The 12,289-nt window shown below is 74.0% G+C and carries 12 protein-coding genes; 6 read left to right on the forward strand and 6 right to left on the reverse strand.

Going from position 1 to position 12,289, the window contains the following annotated elements:
- Window positions 1–4: 4 nt before the first annotated feature.
- From AC067J_RS10960 to AC067J_RS10970, 3 genes are all read right to left on the reverse strand, one after another.
- Entirely contained in the window at window positions 5–943 is a 939-nt protein-coding gene (locus tag AC067J_RS10960; protein ID WP_478297767.1) for a DUF6895 family protein, read from the reverse strand.
- Entirely contained in the window at window positions 940–1,821 is an 882-nt protein-coding gene (locus AC067J_RS10965) for a hypothetical protein (RefSeq protein ID WP_478297769.1), read from the reverse strand. The genes AC067J_RS10960 and AC067J_RS10965 overlap by 4 nt, the downstream gene beginning before the upstream one ends.
- Before the next feature lie 224 nt (window positions 1,822–2,045).
- Window positions 2,046–2,246, reverse strand: coding sequence for a hypothetical protein (locus tag AC067J_RS10970; protein ID WP_329880560.1), 201 nt, complete (start codon window positions 2,244–2,246; stop codon window positions 2,046–2,048).
- A gap of 180 nt (window positions 2,247–2,426) precedes the next feature.
- On the opposite strand from AC067J_RS10970, the gene AC067J_RS10975 reads away from it, so the two are divergent.
- Both AC067J_RS10975 and AC067J_RS10980 read left to right on the forward strand, forming a co-directional pair.
- A complete protein-coding gene (locus tag AC067J_RS10975) occupies window positions 2,427–3,203 on the forward strand; it encodes an SDR family NAD(P)-dependent oxidoreductase (RefSeq protein WP_478297770.1) in 777 nt (258 codons plus the stop codon).
- 243 nt (window positions 3,204–3,446) lie between these two features.
- A complete protein-coding gene (locus tag AC067J_RS10980) occupies window positions 3,447–5,408 on the forward strand; it encodes an ABC transporter ATP-binding protein (RefSeq protein ID WP_478297772.1) in 1,962 nt (653 codons plus the stop codon).
- Window positions 5,409–5,642: 234 nt separating this feature from the next.
- Here the strand turns inward: AC067J_RS10980 and AC067J_RS10985 are convergent, their stop codons facing one another.
- A complete protein-coding gene (locus AC067J_RS10985; protein ID WP_478297774.1) occupies window positions 5,643–6,311 on the reverse strand; it encodes a lysophospholipid acyltransferase family protein in 669 nt (222 codons plus the stop codon).
- A 282-nt stretch (window positions 6,312–6,593) separates the two neighbouring features.
- Here AC067J_RS10985 and AC067J_RS10990 point away from each other — a divergent pair, with 282 nt between their 5' ends.
- Complete coding sequence (locus AC067J_RS10990) at window positions 6,594–6,806, forward strand: EF-hand domain-containing protein (protein WP_478297776.1); 213 nt, start codon at window positions 6,594–6,596, stop codon at window positions 6,804–6,806.
- A 190-nt stretch (window positions 6,807–6,996) separates the two neighbouring features.
- Here AC067J_RS10990 and AC067J_RS10995 read toward each other — a convergent pair whose 3' ends face one another.
- Window positions 6,997–9,213: a bifunctional glycosyltransferase/CDP-glycerol:glycerophosphate glycerophosphotransferase gene (locus tag AC067J_RS10995; RefSeq protein WP_478297778.1), complete on the reverse strand. Its 2,217-nt coding sequence runs from the start codon at window positions 9,211–9,213 to the stop codon at window positions 6,997–6,999.
- Between the two features lie 785 nt (window positions 9,214–9,998).
- Here AC067J_RS10995 and AC067J_RS11000 point away from each other — a divergent pair.
- Together AC067J_RS11000 and AC067J_RS11005 are read left to right on the forward strand one after the other, a co-directional pair.
- Window positions 9,999–10,268, forward strand: a complete 270-nt coding sequence (locus AC067J_RS11000) for a hypothetical protein (RefSeq protein ID WP_327682766.1) — start codon at window positions 9,999–10,001, stop codon at window positions 10,266–10,268.
- A 231-nt stretch (window positions 10,269–10,499) separates the two neighbouring features.
- Window positions 10,500–10,937, forward strand: a complete 438-nt coding sequence (locus AC067J_RS11005) for a YjbQ family protein (RefSeq protein WP_478297780.1) — start codon at window positions 10,500–10,502, stop codon at window positions 10,935–10,937.
- 183 nt (window positions 10,938–11,120) lie between these two features.
- Here AC067J_RS11005 and AC067J_RS11010 read toward each other — a convergent pair whose 3' ends face one another.
- A complete protein-coding gene (locus AC067J_RS11010) occupies window positions 11,121–11,705 on the reverse strand; it encodes a DUF1990 family protein (RefSeq protein ID WP_478297782.1) in 585 nt (194 codons plus the stop codon).
- 263 nt (window positions 11,706–11,968) lie between these two features.
- On the opposite strand from AC067J_RS11010, the gene AC067J_RS11015 reads away from it, so the two are divergent.
- Window positions 11,969–12,232 (forward strand): hypothetical protein, encoded by a 264-nt coding sequence (locus AC067J_RS11015; RefSeq protein ID WP_478297784.1) that lies wholly within the window; start codon window positions 11,969–11,971, stop codon window positions 12,230–12,232.
- Window positions 12,233–12,289 lie beyond the last annotated feature (57 nt).

Raw genomic sequence — 12,289 nt, forward strand, 5'->3', positions numbered from 1 at the left:
GCGCTCAGGCCGCGACCGCGGCGCCGCCGAGGGCGCGCGACAGCGTGACGGTCCCGGCCACCACCGCGACGACGGCGGTGTGCTCGTGGTCGCGGAAGGCCTGCTCGGGGTCGTCCGAGACGGGTTCGGAGTTGTCGCGCGGGATCAGCCCGTCCTCGCGCTGGACGGCGGCGAGCGCCTCCCAGCCCTGCGCCCCGGTGACCGGTTCGCCGATGCAGGAGTCGACCACCAGCAGCTCCCCGACGAGGTCCCACTGGCCGACCTCCAGCCAGATGTCGACCCAGACGGGCAGCCAGGCGCGGACGTAGTCGCGCATCGGCTCGGGCAGGTTCTCGGGCCTGGCGCCCCAGTCGGTGATGTGGAAGACGGTGTGGGTGATGTCGTAGCCGGTCATCCAGTCGACCGCCCACGGCTCGGGGGTGGCGCCGAGCCAGGTCCCGGCGGCGAGCGCGGCCCAGTCGTCGGGCTGGTTGCGCAGGCCCACCACGCGGCGCGCGTTGGCGACGGCGAGCCGCCGGCTGGGCAGGATCTCGGCGACCTGGACGGCCCGCAGTTTGGCGAGCGACTCCAGCAGTTCGTCCATCGGGGGGTGCCGGTAGCCGGCCCGCGCGAAGTGGACGTACGTCTCCAGCGGATCGGTCATCACCAGGTGGCGCAACTGCCGTTCGTACAGCAGGTTCCCGTCCCGGAGCTGGGTCCAGCCGAAGTCCAGCAGCTCGCGGGCGATCCGGGCGTCGTGCGGGCCGGTGACGCCGTCGCGCAGGACGAGTGAAGCAGCCAGCGCGCATTCGCCGAGGGGCTTGTAGGCGTTGTTGGGGTCGGCGAGGTCGATGGTGATGTTGTCGGAGAGCTTGCCGAAACCGATCTCGTGGGAGGCGTGCAGCCAGGCCATCGCACGCGAGCCGATCTGCTGCGCGGTGGCCAGGATCTGATGCTCGGTCATGTCAGGGCTCCGCTCAGCATGGCGTCCGCGATGGCGAGTTCGAGCGCGGTGCGGGCGCTGCCGTCACCGACGACCTGGATCCGCTCCAGCACGGGGGCGATCTCAAGCGGTACCGGCCGGCCGTCGGCGGCGGCCCAGGCGAGCCAGCGGGTCAGCCGCGCGGCGACCCGGTGGTCGCGCCGGAGCATCGAGCGGACGGCGCCGCGGGCCAGCGCGAGGGTGTTCTCGCGGGCGGCGTCGTGGACGGGGCCGTCGAGCTCCGGGAGGGCGAGCGCCGAGAGCTGGGCCATCCGGACCGACCAGGCCTGCCAGGTGTGCGGTTCGAGCCGCGGGACGCGGTCCGGCTGCGGCGGGGCCAGGTCCACGCCGGCGCCGGGGAGGAGGGCGAGGTCGTCGGTGGACGTGAGCGCCCGGCTCAGCAGGACGCCGGCCGCCCAGTCCCGCCAGGCGGTGACGACGGCGGTTGCGTCGGGGCCGAGTCCGTCCGGGCCTGGGTCGTCCTGGCCCCGGTCGTTCCGGCTCTGACCGTCCCGGCTCTGGTCGCCCCGGTCGCCCCGGACGTTTCCGTCGGGGCCGAGCCGGTCGGGTCCTGCGGGGAGTGCGGCGGGCGGGAAGGCGAGGAGGGCCTCGGCCAGGAGTAGAACCGCCTGTTCGTCGGGGGCGGCCGAGCCGAGCAGCCGCGGGGCGAGCAGGTCGGGCCCGAGTACCCGGGCGGCGGCGAGGACCGGGCGCGGCGCGGTGCCGGCGTTGGGGGCGGAGTCGGAATCGGCGAGCGCGACCGCACCCTCGACACCCCGGAGGGCGTCGAGGGTGCGGCCCGCCAGCCGCTCGACCGCTGCGGCGTACTCGTCGCGTAGCGAGAGATCGGCGGTTGGCATGGTTGCGTGATTCTCCTTGAGGGGGTGTCGCGGTGTCTCAGGGCGCTGGCGGGCCCGTGCGACGGCGGTGCGTCCCCGTGCGGGTGGCGCGTCCGCGTGTCGGCGGTTCCGCCGGGCCCGGGCTCATGGCCTGCGACCCCGGCCCGTCACTTCGCGGCTCCGGCCGGGCCGGTGAGCCGTGGGGCCGCGAGACTCCGCGCGTGGCCCGAACCGGACGGCTCCGGCTACCGGGTCTTCTCCTTGGGCTGCTTCGGGGACAGCAGGAGCGCGAGTCCCACCAGCAGCAGCGCAGCGGCTTCCGGACGGTACGTGGGCGCGTCGCTGACGACAGCCTCGTCCTCCACCATCAGCGCACCGAGTGCGTCGAGTTCGGCCCGGGTCGCGAGCGGAGCCGGGGCCCTTCCGGTCAGGTGCTGAGCAAGCATCAGGTGTGCCTCCTCATCGGATCTTCACCGCCTGGTCCGGCGATGCCCCCTCGACAGACGATACGAGCGCGAACCATTGGGCGCCACCGCAGTACGCTCCGTGACGACCGTCCGGACGGGGTCACCCTCGCGCCCCGCCGCAGTACCGCCGGATACCCGCGAGTAGGTACGGTCGGGTCCATGACCACCACTGCCTTGATCACCGGCGCGACCGCCGGCATCGGAGCCGCGTTCGCCCGTCGGCTCGCCCGGAGCGGCTACCAACTCGTCCTGGTGGCCCGGGACACCGAGCGGCTGGAGCGTTCCGCCGCCGACCTGACGGCGAGGTTCGGCGTCGCGACGGAGGTGCTCACCGCCGACCTCGCGACCGACGACGGCATCGCGGCCGTCGAGGCCCGGCTCGCCGACGCCGCCCGCCCGGTGGACCTCCTGGTGAACAACGCCGGCTTCGGGAACAGGGGGGCGTTCTCGACCGTGCCGCTCCAGGACGAACTGGACATGCTGAAGGTGCACATCGAGGCGATCCTGCGGCTGACCACGGCCGCCCTGCCCGGGATGCGCGAGCGCGGGCGCGGCGCCGTCGTCAACGTCGCCTCGGTGGCGGCGTTCCTCCCGCGCGGCACGTACGGGGCGAGCAAGGCGTGGGTGGTGAGCTTCACCCAGGGGGTGATGCGGGACCTCGGCGGCACCGGTGTGCGGATGATGGCGCTCTGCCCCGGCTTCACCCGGACCGAGTTCCACGAGCGGGCCGGCATGGGCACCGGGAACATCCCGGCCTGGGGCTGGCTCTCCGCCGAGCGGGTCGTCGACGAGGCCATGCGCGACCTGGCGCGGGGGCGGTCGCTCTCGGTGCCGAGCAAGCGGTACAAGCTCGCTGTCGCGATCGCCCGGGTGCTGCCCTCCGGAAAGCTCGGCGGGGTCTCCTCCAAGGCGGCGCGCACGTACCGCACCACCTGAGCGGAGGTCGGGTGTTCGGGCGTTCGGGCGGCGGGGCGTTCGAGTGTTCCGGCGGTAGGGCGGTAGGGCGGTCGTGGTGGTCGCGAGGGTCGCGACACCGGCAGAGTGGAGATACTCTCACTATTAGCTTTGCTAACTATGAGCCTCTCTCGTTATGCTGGCGACCGCCCGACCGCCCACCCGCCGTCGGCGCGCGCCCCGTGCGCCGCGCCCGCGCGGCAGCCGACCCAGGGAGGACCGCCCGTGCGCCCCGAAGGCACCCAGTGGACCCCGCCCGCCCGCGCCGAGGGCGAACCGCGCCCGCCGACCCAGTGGCGCCGCATCCTCGCCCTGTTCCGCCCGTACTCCGGCCGCCTCACCACCGTGGGACTGCTGGTGGCCGCCTCGGCGGTGGTCTCGGTCACCACGCCCTTCCTGCTCCGCGCCGTCCTGGACACCGCCATCCCGCAGGGCCGCACCGGGCTGCTCACCCTGCTCGCGCTCGGCATGGTCGCCACCGCCGTCGTCAACAGCATCTTCAACGTGCTGCAGACGCTCATCTCCACCACCGTCGGCCAACGCGTCATGCACGACCTGCGGACCGCCGTCTACAGCCACCTCCAGCGGATGTCGCTGGCCTTCTTCACCCGCACCCGCACCGGGGAGGTGCAGTCCCGGATCGCCAACGACATCGGCGGCATGCAGTCCACGGTGACCTCCACCGCCACCTCCCTGGTCTCCAACTTCACCGCCGTGATCGCCTCGGTGGTCGCCATGGTGGTGCTGGACTGGCGGCTGACCGTGGTCTCCCTGGTGCTGCTGCCGCTGTTCGTCTGGATCAGCCGCCGGGTCGGCCAGGAGCGCAAGAAGATCACCGGCGACCGGCAGAAGCAGCTGGCCGCGATGAGTTCGGCGGTCCAGGAGTCGCTCTCGGTCAGCGGCATCCTGCTCGGCCGCACCATGGGCCGCTCCGACTCGCTCTCCCGTGAGTTCACCGCCCAGTCCGACCGGCTGGCCGACCTGGAGGTCCGCGCCTCGATGGCGGGCCGCTGGCGGATGAACACCATCCAGATCGTGATGGCGGCCATGCCCGCGCTGATCTACTGGGCGGCCGGGCTGGCGGCGGCCGGCGGTGCGCCGATCGTCTCGGTCGGCACCCTGGTCGCCTTCGTCTCGCTCCAGCAGGGCCTGTTCCGTCCGACCATCAGCCTGCTCTCCACCGGCGTCCAGGTACAGACCTCGCTCGCGCTGTTCCAGCGGATCTTCGAGTACCTCGACCTGCAGGTGGAGATAGCCGACCCCGAACGGCCGGTCACCCTGGAGACGATCCGCGGCGAGGTCCGCTTCGAGGGCGTCGAATTCCGCTACGACCCGGAGCAGGAGCGGCCCACACTGGCCGGCGTCGAGCTGAAGGTCCCGGCCGGCAGCTCGCTCGCCGTGGTCGGCGAGACCGGCTCCGGCAAGACCACCCTCAGCTACCTCGTGCCCCGGCTCTACGACGTCACCGGCGGCCGGGTCACCATCGACGGCGTCGACGTCCGCGAGCTCTCCTTCGACACCCTGGCCCGTGCGGTCGGCGTGGTGTCCCAGGAGACCTACCTCTTCCACGCCTCCGTCGCCGACAACCTGCGCTTCGCCAAGCCGGACGCCACCGACGAGGAACTGGCCGCCGCGGCGAGGGCCGCGCAGATCCACGACACCATCGCCGCGCTGCCGGACGGCTTCGACACCCTCGTCGGCGAGCGCGGCTACCGCTTCTCGGGCGGCGAGAAGCAGCGGCTCGCCCTGGCGCGCACCATCCTGCGCAACCCGCCCGTGCTGATCCTCGACGAGGCCACCAGTGCCCTCGACAACAGCACCGAGCGGGCGGTCCAGCAGGCCATCGACACCCTGGCTGCGGGCCGCACCACGATCACCATCGCCCACCGCCTCTCCACCGTCCGCGCGGCCGACCAGATCGCCGTCCTCGACCACGGGGAGGTCGCCGAGCTGGGCACCCACGACGAACTCCTGGAGGCGGACGGCCGCTACGCCGCGTTGCTCCGCCGCGAGGTCCCGGGGGCGGCCCTCGCGGAGGACCCGACCGCCGGGTGGGCTTCCGGCCGGGCCCCGGTGCCCGGGCGGGCGCCGGGCCAGATGTCCGGCCGGCCGTCCGACCCGGCGTCCGGCCAGGCAGTGGCGGCAGGCCCGGGCCGGGCCGCGGCCACCGCTGTCGGCCGGGCCTGACCCGTACACCGTTCCACCGGCGGCGGGCTCGACCGACGCCCTCCCGGCGTGTGCGGCGCCCCCGGGGCGGTCCGGGCACCCGGGATGCCGTCGGACGCCGGCCGGACGCGCGTCAGGCTCCGGGCATGCCGCGGGGCGGCCACCGGTGGGTGGCCGCCCCGCGGTTCGGCGTTCGGCGTTCGACGCCTCGCGTGCCTTGCCCCTTGCCCGGGGCGTCGGGCCCGGCCGCCCGGCTCAGGCCGCCTTGGGGATCTCGTTGTAGGTCTCCACGAACTCCTGGCCGGAGAGCTGCTGGATCGCCGCCATCACCTCGTCGGTGACCTGCCTGCGGGCCTTGAGCGAGCGGGCCTGGCCGTGCAGCGCGTCGAAGTGCAGCGGCTCCCCGAAGCGGACCGTCACCTTCCGGACCCGCGGGACCCGCTTGCCGATCGGCAGGATCTGCTCCGGCCCCTCCAGCGCCACCGGTACCACCGGGACGCCGGCGGTGAGGGCCAGCCAGGCCACGCCGGTCTTGCCGCGGTAGAGGCGGCCGTCCAGCGAGCGGGTGCCCTCCGGGTAGATGCCGAAGGCCTTGCCGTCCTCCAGGATCTCCAGCGCCGACTCCAGCGAGGCCTGGGCCGACCGGTAGGTGCCGCGCTCGACGGGCACCGCGCCGATCGCCTCGAAGAAGCCCTTGGAGAGGGCGCCCTTGAGCCCGGTGCCGGTGAAGTACTCGGCCTTGGCCAGGAAGTGCACCCGGCGCGGCGCGGTCAGCGGGATCACCACGCTGTCGATGAAGGAGAGGTGATTGCTGGCCAGGATCACACCGCCCTTGCGCGGCACGTTCTCCAGGCCCTCGATGGTGGGCCGCCAGATCCCCCGGGCGAGCGGTTTCAGCACCAGCCTGGTGGCGAGATCGAGCATGGTCCCTCCCTGGACGAGCATGCCCGAGAGGTGCCCGGGCCTGAGGTACTGCGAGCGGCGGTCGGTCCCCCGGCCGGGCCGGGATCAGACCCGCAGACTACGACACCCACCCCGGAGCCCGTCCACTCCCGCCAGCCGTGGCGCTCGCCACGGCCGGGTAGGGTACGGCCGTCGGAAACGCACATCAGCAGGTCTTCTGGATCGGCGTATCTGCAGATCAATGGATCAGCGGATCGGCGGCTCGGGCGATCGGCAGTTCATCAGTCCTCAGGAGGGGCCCCCATGGCAGACGTCGACACCATCCGCGCGGCGTTCGACAAGTACGACGTGAACGGCAACGGCCGGATCACCGCCACCGAGTACGCCAAGGTCGCGCGCGAGCTCGGCGACCTGACCACCTCGATCGCCGTGGCCGAGGCCGTCATCAAGCAGATGGACACCAACCACGACGGCGAGCTGACCTTCGACGAGTTCCTGGCCGCGCGCCAGGGCTGAGGCCGCTCGGGCGGGGCTCCGGATCGTTTTCCGGGGCCCCGCCTGCCGCTTCCCGCCCCTGCCGCCCGCTCCTCGCCGCCCGGCCCGCCCGCAGTCCGCTCACGACCGGCTCGGGACCCGCCACGACGCCGGGCTGTCGCGATGTCGCGATGTCGCGATGTCGCGGTTCCGCACCGCCGCCGGCCCCGGCTCAGCCGGTGGTCGGGAACACCCGGCGGACCACCCGCTCCGCCGCCCCGCCGTCGTCCCACGGGCAGAACCGCTTCCGGAACGCGGCCCGGGCCTCCGGCTCCGGATCCCCGGCCAGCAGCGCCGCCGCCAGTCCGTCCGGGTCCGTGGTCAGCGCGCCCGGCGGCTGCTCGAACAGGTCGAAGTAGACGCCGCGGTCCCGCTTGTACTCCTCCCAGTCCGGCGCGAAGATCACGACCGGCCGGTCCAGCACGGCGTAGTCGAACATCATCGACGAGTAGTCCGTCACCAGGACGTCCGCCGCCAGGTACAGGTCCTCCACGGTCGGGTGCGCCGACACGTCCAGGATCTCCGCCGCGCCTTCCTCCGCCGCCAGGTCGCCCGGGCCGCCGGTGTGGAAGTAGTGGGTGCGCACCAGCAGCGTGAAGTCCGGTCCGAGCCGCCGTGCCAGCTCGCGCACGTCCAGCAGCGGCACGTAGCCGCCGCGCGCCTCGCGGTGGGTGGGCGCGTACAGCACGGCGGTCCGCCCCGGCGCCAGCCCGAAGCGCTCGCGCATCGCCGCCACCTCGGCCGGCGCGGCGACGGCCAGCCGGTCGTTGCGCGGGTAGCCGGTGTCGAGCATCTCGTACCGGCCGGGGAAGGCCCGGGCGAAGTGCTCGCTGGTGTGCGGGTTGGAGGAGACCAGGAAGTCCCAGCGGTCCACGGCCTCCTGGAGCCGGTCGAAGTCCATCCCGTCGGCGGCCACCGGGTGGTCCCTGAGGTCCATGCCCATCGCCTTCAACGGCGTGCCGTGCTGGGTCTGCACGTGCACCGTCCCGGGCCGCTTCGCCATCGTGCGCGGGAAGTTGACGTTGTTCACGAAGTACTTGGCCGTTGCCATGGCCTTCAGGTACGCGGGCGTGTTGACGATCACGTACGGGACACCGGCCGGCAGGGTCGCCGCCTGCGTGCGGTTCTCCACCACCCAGACCCCGCGGATCCCGGGCGCCAGCTCCTTCGCCTTCTCGTAGATCGCGGCCGGGCTGCACGCGTAGCCCCGGTGCCAGTACGCGGCGTACACCGCCAGGTGCTGGTCCAGGGGCAGCCGGCGGAACGCGTTGTACGCGGTGAACCGGGCGCCGCTGCGCACCCCCTTCTTCAGGGCGGGCGCCACTGCCCGGGCACCGCGGCCGAGTTCGCGCGGCAGCCGGCCGGTGCGGCGCAGTTCGGCGTACGCGCGCCGGGCGCCGCGCGCCGCGAGCCGGTACTGCACGCCGCGCACGCCGCCGGGGAACCGGTAGCCGGCCGGGCGGTGGCGGGCGAAGTGCCCGGCGATCCGGCGGAAGAACTCGGGGCGCATCCCGACCGGCACCAGCCCCGGGGTGTCGTACACGGTGAGCGCCTGCTGGACGGTCCGTTCGAAGACCAGGGTGCGCAGCGCCTCGGGGACGGGCGGGCCCGGCCTGGTCCCCGGAGCCCGGTCGAGGAAGGCGAAGATCGCGTCGTACTGGGCGAACGCGTCGGCGTGCCGGGGGGAGGCGGTGCTGGTGATCGCACCGGCGCGGCCGCGCCGGTAGAAGTAGCAGGGGCGGTCGAGGTAGCGCAGCCGCCCGGCGGCGAGCAGCGCCGGGTAGGTGACCGAGATGTCCTCGTAGTAGCCGCGGCCGAAGGAGACCCCGAGGCCGGCCAGGAACTCGCGCCGGAACACCTTGTTCCAGACCGACATCACGGTCTTGAACAGCGCGGGGTGCTCGGCCAGCGTGCACCCGGCCACCAGGGGCGAGCCGGTCAGCACGTGCCGCCAGGGGTTGGGCTCGGTCCCGCCGTCGGGGTAGACGTGGGTGAAGTCGGTGAGCAGGACGTCGGCGGGGGCCTCGCCCCGGCGCTCGCGGTCCAGTTCGTCCGTGAGCTCGTCGAGGAGGGCGGTGACGGTGCCCTCGGGCACCCAGTCGTCGCTGTCGACGAACCAGACGTAGGTGCCGCGGACCTCGGGGAGGGCGGCGGTGCGGGCGCCGCCGAGGCCCTGGTTCTCGGCGAGGTGGAGCACGCGCAGCCGGGAGTCGCGGGCCGCGTACTCGTCCAGGATCGCGCCGCAGCCGTCGGGCGAGCGGTCGTCGACCGCGATCACCTCGAAGCGGGACTCGGAGGTGGGGGTGTCCGCCAGGAGGGAGTCGAGGCAGCGCGGCAGGAAGCGCTCCACCCCGTGGACCGGAAGCACGATGCTGAGGAGAACTGGCACGCTGGCCGAGTCTACCGAGCACCTGGCGCGCACCTGCCGGACGGGGGCGGGCGGAGCGACCGGATGCGGGTGGGGCGGCCGGTGCGGCGGGCAGCGGGGGTGGCGGGGGCGGCGGCCGGTACGGAGGGTGGCCGGTGCGCAGGACGGCCGTGGCGGCGGGCGGGTAGACGGGGACCGGCAGTGCCGGGGCTCCCCGGAGCCGCCGGTGCCGGACCCCGTGCGGGGCGGCACCGGCAGCCTGGTGGCGGCCCGGCCGACCCTCTACGGCCGGCCGCCGGTCCGGGCAGCACCCGAGCCTGGCCGCCGCAGCGTCGAGGCGGCCTGGCAGTGGCTCGGGAGAGCCGGAATCTTCATCAGTCGAACGGGCTCGCGGGAGTGGATCCCGCCTGCGCGGTCGTTAAGAGATATTGCTTGGAGCCACCCTTCGCGTCAATCCCTCGTCCGCGTTCACTTCTTAAACGGATAGTCGTACCGAAACCACCGCTGGACAGGGGCCGCCCGAGCATCCGCCCGGCGGCTACGGGAGGTGAGGGGCCGGTGACTCCGTGCGCCCGGCGCGCATCGCCGGGGCGGGCGCCGGGCGCGTAACCCCGAGGCCCCGATGACGTACGGCCGGTCGTGCACCATCATTGATGCCTAGTCGTGACCGGACGAGCGGCCCCTGGTGCAGTGTCAGTTGACGCCGCACGATACGGTGGCAGCACACCAGGACGGTTGCGCGAAGGCCGTCTCTCACGGATAGTCTTCGCCTCACGGCCCTGGCGCCTCGTAGGGGTGGGAAACTGATGGAACAGATGCAAGTCCGGACTCGGCCCCGCGTGCCGGCGATCCAGTGCGGTGTCGGTGCGACCGGCCGCCGGATCGAGCGTCACCTGGCTGTGCTCGGCGCGCCCGCACTCCCGGCGGTGGACACCGCCGAGGCGCTCGGGTTGATAAGGGAGCTGACGCCGCGCGGCGCCAGTGCCCCGACCGCGCCGCCGCGCCGCCACACGCGGGTCAAGCTGCTGGCGCCGCTGCGCCGGCTGCGACGGGGCCTCTTCGGCGGGCGCGGCTGAGGGCCACCCGGCCCCGGGGTGCTCGCCACCCCTCGCACCCACCAGCACCGGCCCGGCGGATCCTCACAGGACCGTCGGGTCTTCGTCGTGCCCACCCGCAGGCACCGGGCCGGGGCCGGTAGCCGGCCCGCCAGAGGTCTGAACCTCTCAGCCTACGCCGACTTGCCACGCCGGCACGGAGAGTCGGCGAGGCTGGCCGCCGCGCCCCCGGGCGTGGGCCAGGATGACGGCATGGCGGACCACACCCACTCCACGACCTTCCGGACCACGACCTTCGAGATCACCACCGGCAGCCACGAGGTCGCACTCGACATCACCGACCGCTGCGCCCGGTTCCTCAACGACCACGCCGCCGGACGCGACGGCCTGCTCAACGTGTTCGTGCCGCACGCCACGGCAGGCATCGCCGTGCTGGAGACCGGTTCGGGCAGCGACGACGACTTCCTGGCGACGCTGCGCGAGCTGCTCCCGGCCGACGACCGCTGGCGCCACCGGCACGGCAGCCCCGGCCACGGCCGCGACCACGTCGTCCCCGGTCTGGTCGCGCCGCACGCCACCCTGCCGGTGCTGGACGGGCAACTGGCCCTGGGTGTCTGGCAGTCCGTGGTCCTGATCGACACCAACGGCGACAATCCCCGGCGGACGGTCCGGCTCTCCTTCCTCGGCTGAGGGAGCCGGGACCGGGACCGGGGGCGACGAGCTCGGGAGGCAGCAGGCGGGGGAGTCGGAGGGTCGGCGGCCGGAGAGCGGCCGAGGGGCCGGTGAGGGGTCGCCGGTCGGGAGCTACGGCCCTGGCCTCGGGCCGGGGAGCCGGGACCACCGGAGACGCGTCGCGGCCCGGCCGGTCGCTCCCTAGTCGTCGGCCCCGGCGGGGCAGGCGACGGCGGCGGCCACGGCGGCGAGGTACCGCTCTATCGCCAGGTACTGGCAGAGCACCGCGACCGGGCGGCCGAGTCGTGCGTACCAGGCGGCGAGCCGGGAGAAGGCGGTCACCTCGAACCAGACCTCGCCCGCCGCGTCCATGGACACCAGGAAGGCCTCCTCGCCGCACTCCGGGTGGCCGGGCAGCGTCCCGTAGGCGAACCCGATCCGGCCCGGCTCGTCGACGGTCCACACCACCCGGCACGGGATCACCACCCGGGGGCGGCGCGTGCCGGGCAGGCTGAGGCGCAGCAGGACGGTTGCCCCCGGTTCGGCGGGCGCGTACGGGTGGACGGCGAAGCCCGTGCCCAACTGGCTGCCCCAGCCCAGCACGTACCGTCCGGCCCGTTCCAGCACCTCGGGCCCGTGTCCGAGGTGGATGCGTCGCCGCAGGTGGGAGTACCCGTCGGGCAGTCGGGAATCCCGTGTCGCGCCGACCTCCGGGTAGCTGGGCGCGGCAGCGCGGGCTGCCAGCAGCCGTCGGTGCAGGGCGGAGGAGGCGGGGGCGTCGGGCATGCGGCCCACCGTATCTGCCCGCCCCGGCGCGGCAGACGGGCCCTCCCCGGAGGCCGCTCCGCCCGGCGCGGTCGTTCGGCGGGTGCGTCCGTGCCCGGGGGCTCAGGTCGGGAGTCCTCCTCCTGCCCGGCCGCACCCGGCCTGCCTCTCGGGGCCGGTCTCTCGGGGCCGGTCTCGCGGGGTCTGCTTTGTCGGGTCTGCCTCTTCGGGCCGTCCTTCCGGGCGCCTTGCGGCGGGGCCGGGGTGCGGAGTAGGAAGGCGGCATGAGCGAAGCGGTCACGAACGACGGGGACGCCCGGGGCACCGAGAGCGTCGGAGGCGCCGGGGACATCGGGGGCACCGAGGTCTGCGCCCTCGCCCCGAGCGGTGCCGAGGCGGCGCTGGTGCACGATCCGGCCCTGACCGGACCGCGCGCGGACTGCGTCCTGTGCGGCGAGCCGACCGAGCTGCCCGCCGACCACCCGGGCGCCACGCTCTGCCCCGTCTGCACCTGGCAGCAGGCCCAGCGGATCGCCTGCTCCGGCTGACCGCCGGGCGGCCCTCGGTTGCCCGGCTCCCCGTTGCGCGCCTCTCCGTTGCGCGGC

This window comes from Kitasatospora sp. NPDC042419, from assembly GCF_056437345.1.

Bases quoted from the DNA above. Each gene is read 5' to 3' on its own strand.
- AC067J_RS11015 (WP_478297784.1), top strand. From the start codon at position 11,969: ATGAGCGAAGCGGTCACGAACGACGGGGACGCCCGGGGCACCGAGAGC.
- AC067J_RS10970 (WP_329880560.1), bottom strand. From the start codon at position 2,246: ATGCTTGCTCAGCACCTGACCGGAAGGGCCCCGGCTCCGCTCGCGACC.
- AC067J_RS10990 (WP_478297776.1), top strand. From the start codon at position 6,594: ATGGCAGACGTCGACACCATCCGCGCGGCGTTCGACAAGTACGACGTG.
- AC067J_RS10985 (WP_478297774.1), bottom strand. From the start codon at position 6,311: ATGCTCGATCTCGCCACCAGGCTGGTGCTGAAACCGCTCGCCCGGGGG.
- AC067J_RS10960 (WP_478297767.1), bottom strand. From the start codon at position 943: ATGACCGAGCATCAGATCCTGGCCACCGCGCAGCAGATCGGCTCGCGT.
- AC067J_RS10965 (WP_478297769.1), bottom strand. From the start codon at position 1,821: ATGCCAACCGCCGATCTCTCGCTACGCGACGAGTACGCCGCAGCGGTC.
- AC067J_RS11005 (WP_478297780.1), top strand. From the start codon at position 10,500: ATGGCGGACCACACCCACTCCACGACCTTCCGGACCACGACCTTCGAG.
- AC067J_RS11000 (WP_327682766.1), top strand. From the start codon at position 9,999: ATGGAACAGATGCAAGTCCGGACTCGGCCCCGCGTGCCGGCGATCCAG.
- AC067J_RS11010 (WP_478297782.1), bottom strand. From the start codon at position 11,705: ATGCCCGACGCCCCCGCCTCCTCCGCCCTGCACCGACGGCTGCTGGCA.
- AC067J_RS10975 (WP_478297770.1), top strand. From the start codon at position 2,427: ATGACCACCACTGCCTTGATCACCGGCGCGACCGCCGGCATCGGAGCC.